The sequence below is a fragment of the Streptomyces nanhaiensis genome, assembly GCF_046614825.1.
Lineage (GTDB): Bacteria > Actinomycetota > Actinomycetes > Streptomycetales > Streptomycetaceae > Streptomyces > Streptomyces radiopugnans.
The window spans coordinates 1-4040 of record NZ_JBKJFM010000266.1; the positions used below are offsets into that span (position 1 = coordinate 1).

A 4040-nucleotide genomic window follows, 5' to 3' on the forward strand; every position below is an offset into this window, starting at 1 on the left:
GGGGGGGGGGGGGGGGGGGGGGGGGGAGGGGGGTGGGGGGGGGGGGGGGGGGACGGGGGCGGGCGGAGGCGGGCGGCGTAGGGAAGGGGCCCCGGGCCCGGGGGCGCGCGGGATCGCGGCGCCGGGGCCGGGGCCCGCGAGGACGTGCCGGAGCGGGGCGGGATCAGTCCTCCCGCGGCTCCTCCTGGGCGGGGCGGCGGTGGCGTCCCCGCACGGGCACCCTGGCCTCCTCGCCGACGGCGGCCGGGCCGCGGTGCCGGCCGTGCCGCTCGCCGGTCCCGGCGCTCGTCTCGCTGCTCGTCTCGGTCTGGGTCTGGGACATCGCGGAAGTGCTCCGTGGAGTCGAGGTGTGGACTTGAGGTCGTTTCCTCCGTACCCGACCAGATCGTAGTAGTTCTACGATCTTCGCTCCGCCTCGGTCCGGGCCAGTGGCGCCTGCTGGAGCGGCACCGGTGTGAAGGCCGCCGCCCGTACCGCGAGCGGACCGTCGCCCTCCGCCGGACCGCCCTCCGCCGGGCCCTCCCGCGGTGAGCCCTCCTCCGGCCGGCCGCCCTCCTCCGCGGAGCGCTCCGCGCGCTGCCGGGGCAGCGGCCCGGGCTCCGGGGGCGGCGTGATCCGGGCCAGTCCGCACTGCGTCCGGCCCGTCCGGCCGACGGCGTACGGCAGCCGCAACTCGCCGTCCGCCGTCCACAGGCCCGTCCCCCGCACCCACCCCACCGGGGCGGGCAGATGGCGCAGCCGCCGCTGGGAGGGGCGCCACACCGCCACCCACGTCCCGTTCGGCCCGTCCGCGCGCAGCGCCACCGCGCAGCCCTCGGGGGTGAGGGCCTGGCCGGGCTGGACGGCGAACGGGGTCAGGGCGACGCCCGGCGGGCGCAGGGCGTCGGGGAAGCGAACGGGCCGGTGGCTGCCGAGCACGCCCCAGCCCAGCCGCACCTCGCCCGGCGCGTCGGAGCGCAGGAGCAGCAGGCCGCTGTCCGGGTCGGCCAGCAGCAGCCGGTCGTCGCTGTCGTCGGTGAGCTCCAGCAGCGGGAAGACCTCGCCGCCGCGCCCCAGGTCGACGGCGACGGTCTTGGTGCGGCCGGCGGCGTCGGTGCGGTCCAGGGCCAGCAGCCGCCCCTCGCGGTCCAGCCAGACGCCGCCCGAGCAGCGGCCGGGCACCTCGGCGACCGGCTCCGGGCCGCGGCCGCCCCCGTGCACCAGCCACACCGTCGAGCCGTGCTCGCCGGGCGCGAGCGCGTGGACCGCCGAGCCGTACGGGCCGTGCGAGCCGCCCGGGGCGGGCGGCAGCAGCCGCAGCCGCCCGCAGCCCACCGAGCCCAGCGGGAGCTCGCCGGTGCCCGGACCGGTGGGGTAGAGCAGCGCGAGGCGGTACCCGCCGTCCGCCTCGCGGCAGATCAGCACCCGCCCGTCGGGCAGCGGCAGCACCTCGGCGCCCGGTCCCTCCGGGCGGGGGCCCGGCAGCGGGACCGCGTACGGCTCCGGGCCGTCCAGCGTCCAGCGCTCCGGGATCCGGCCGCGCCCGTCCCCGGCCGGCGCGAGCCGGGCCGCGTAGGAGCCGTCCGCGGCGATCGCGAGGCCGGGGTGCGCCTCTCTTCCGCCCTCGCTCCGGGCGGCCTCGACGACACTGATCGTCATCAGCCCATCACCTCCGGTGAGGACGGTAGTTTTCGCACCCTCCGCCGGACGGCCCGAGCCGGACGCCTTCACACGTACGGGGGACGGCGGGCCCTTTCACGGGGAGAGGGGACGCCCGGTGTGCTCCGCCCGGCCCCGCATACCGGGCCGCACGGCAGGTAACCTCTCACCCGTGCCTGCACTCTCCGATGTCATCGCCGCACTCGACGAACTGTGGCCCCCCGAGCGGGCCGAGCAGTGGGACGCCGTCGGAACGGTCTGCGGAGACCCCGGCGCCGAGGTGAGCGCGGTACTGGTCGCCGTCGACCCGGTGCGGGAAACGGCCGAGGAGGCGGTGCGGCTCGGCGCCGGACTGCTGCTGACCCACCACCCCCTCTACCTGCGCGGCACCACCACGGTCTTCGCCGGCGCCTTCAAGGGCCGGGTCGTGCACGACCTGATCCGCGCCGGCACCGCCCTCCACGTGGCGCACACCAACGCCGACCGCGCCGACCCCGGAGTCTCCGACGCCCTCGCCGAGGCCCTCGGCCTGCGGATCACCGGCCCGCTGGTGCCCGACCCCACCGACCCGGCCGGACGGCGGGGCCTGGGCCGGATCTGCGAACTGGACGCCCCCGAGCCGCTGGCCCGCTTCGCCGAGCGGGTGGCCGCACGGCTGCCCGCCACCGCGCAGGGCGTCCGGGCCGCGGGCGACCCCGGCCGGCCGGTCCGCACCGTCGCGGTCTGCGGCGGCTCCGGCGACAGCCTCTTCGACCAGGTGCGGGCCGCGGGCGTCGACGCCTACGTCACCGCCGACCTGCGCCACCACCCGGCCTCCGAGGCCGTGCAGCACGGCGGCCCCCACGCGGGGCCGGCGCTGGTGGACGCCGCGCACTGGGCCACCGAGTGGCCCTGGTGCACACAGGCCGCCGCCCAGCTGGAAGCGGTGTCCGAGCGGCAAGGCTGGGGGCTGCGCGTCCACGTCTCCCGCACGGTCACCGACCCCTGGACCGTCCACGCGGCATCCGCCCCCGCCGAGGGCGCCGCCCCCACCACCACCATCACAGGAGCCCCCAACTGAACGCCGAGCCCGCCGACCAGATCCGCCTCCTCGACGTCCAGGCCCTCGACCTCCGGCTCACCCAGCTCGCCCACCGGCGCAGGAACCTGCCGGAGCACGCCGAGATCGAGGGACTGAACGCCGACCTCTCCCAGATGCGCGACCTGCTGGTCGCCGCCCGGACCGAGGAGAGCGACACCGCCCGCGAGCAGACCAAGGCGGAGCAGGACGTCGACCAGGTGCGCAAGCGCGCCGCCCGCGACCAGCAGCGCCTGGACTCCGGCGCGGTCACCTCGCCCAAGGACCTGGAGAACCTCCAGCGAGAGATCGCCTCCCTCTCGCGGCGCCAGAGCGACCTGGAGGACGTCGTACTGGAGATCATGGAGCGCCGCGAGTCCGCCCAGGAGCGCGCGGCCGAGCTCGCCCGGCGGACCGACTCCGTCCAGGCCCGGATCGACGACGCGGTCGGGCGGCGCGACGCGGCGCTGGCGGAGATCGACGCCGAGGCCGCCGCGGTCACCAAGGAGCGCCAGGTCGTGGCCGCCTCGGTCCCGGCCGACCTGATCAAGCTCTACGACAAGCTGCGCGAGCAGCAGGGCGGCGTCGGCGCGGCCCGCCTCTACCAGCGGCGCTGCGAGGGCTGCCGCCTTGAGCTGAACATCACCGAGCTGAACGAGATCCGCCAGGCCCCGGCCGACGCGGTGGTGCGCTGCGAGAACTGCCGCCGGATCCTGGTGCGCACCCCCGAGTCGGGACTGTGATGCCAAACCCCCAGGACCCGCCGGGCTCCCAGGACGTCCCGGGGGCCCGCAGGACCTTCGTCGTGGAGGCCGACGGCGGTTCCCGCGGCAACCCCGGCCCGGCCGGCTACGGCGCGGTCGTCCGCGACGCCGCGACCGGGCAGACGCTGTCGGAGGCGGCCGAGTACATCGGCACCGCCACCAACAACGTCGCCGAGTACCGGGGCCTGATCGCCGGGCTGCGCGCGGCCCACGCGCTCGACCCGCAGGCCCTGGTGCGGGTGCGGATGGACTCCAAACTGGTGGTCGAGCAGATGTCGGGCCGCTGGAGGATCAAGCACCCCGGCATGCGCCCGCTGGCGCTGGAGGCCGCCTCCGTCTTCCCGCCGGAATCGGTCACCTACCAGTGGATCCCGCGCGAGGAGAACAAGCACGCCGACCGGCTGGCCAACGAGGCCATGGACGCCGGCCGCCGCGGCGAGGCGTGGCGGCCGGCCGCCTCCACCGCCGAACTCGACGCCGGCGCCCACGCCGACACCCTCCCCGGCCTCACCGGGGCCTCCGGCCCCCCGGCCACCCCCGAGAGTTCCGCCGGGGCGCGGGCGGCGGCGCGGGCCGCCGTG

At 77.6% G+C, this 4040-nt stretch carries 5 protein-coding genes; 3 read left to right on the forward strand and 2 right to left on the reverse strand.

Annotated features, from left to right (window positions below; all coding sequences use genetic code 11):
- Nucleotides 1–163: 163 nt before the first annotated feature.
- Nucleotides 164–322 (reverse strand): hypothetical protein, encoded by a 159-nt coding sequence (locus tag ACLIYP_RS29480; RefSeq protein ID WP_412716140.1) that lies wholly within the window; start codon nucleotides 320–322, stop codon nucleotides 164–166.
- Between the two features lie 74 nt (nucleotides 323–396).
- Nucleotides 397–1638, reverse strand: a complete 1242-nt coding sequence (locus tag ACLIYP_RS29485) for a hypothetical protein (RefSeq protein WP_412716141.1) — start codon at nucleotides 1636–1638, stop codon at nucleotides 397–399.
- 172 nt (nucleotides 1639–1810) lie between these two features.
- On the opposite strand from ACLIYP_RS29485, the gene ACLIYP_RS29490 reads away from it, so the two are divergent.
- The 3 genes from ACLIYP_RS29490 to ACLIYP_RS29500 form a co-directional block, all read left to right on the forward strand.
- Nucleotides 1811–2698: a Nif3-like dinuclear metal center hexameric protein gene (locus ACLIYP_RS29490; RefSeq protein WP_412716142.1), complete on the forward strand. Its 888-nt coding sequence runs from the start codon at nucleotides 1811–1813 to the stop codon at nucleotides 2696–2698.
- On the forward strand, nucleotides 2695–3438 hold the full coding sequence (locus tag ACLIYP_RS29495; RefSeq protein ID WP_412716144.1) for a zinc ribbon domain-containing protein: 744 nt from the start codon (nucleotides 2695–2697) through the stop codon (nucleotides 3436–3438). The genes ACLIYP_RS29490 and ACLIYP_RS29495 overlap by 4 nt, the downstream gene beginning before the upstream one ends.
- A partial coding sequence (locus ACLIYP_RS29500) for a reverse transcriptase-like protein (protein ID WP_412716143.1) occupies nucleotides 3438–4040 on the forward strand: 603 nt, incomplete at its 3' end. The genes ACLIYP_RS29495 and ACLIYP_RS29500, both read left to right, overlap by 1 nt.

Excerpts from the sequence above, each read along its gene's own strand:
- ACLIYP_RS29485 (WP_412716141.1), bottom strand. The coding sequence starts at position 1,638 with ATGACGATCAGTGTCGTCGAGGCCGCCCGGAGCGAGGGCGGAAGAGAG.
- ACLIYP_RS29480 (WP_412716140.1), bottom strand. The coding sequence starts at position 322 with ATGTCCCAGACCCAGACCGAGACGAGCAGCGAGACGAGCGCCGGGACC.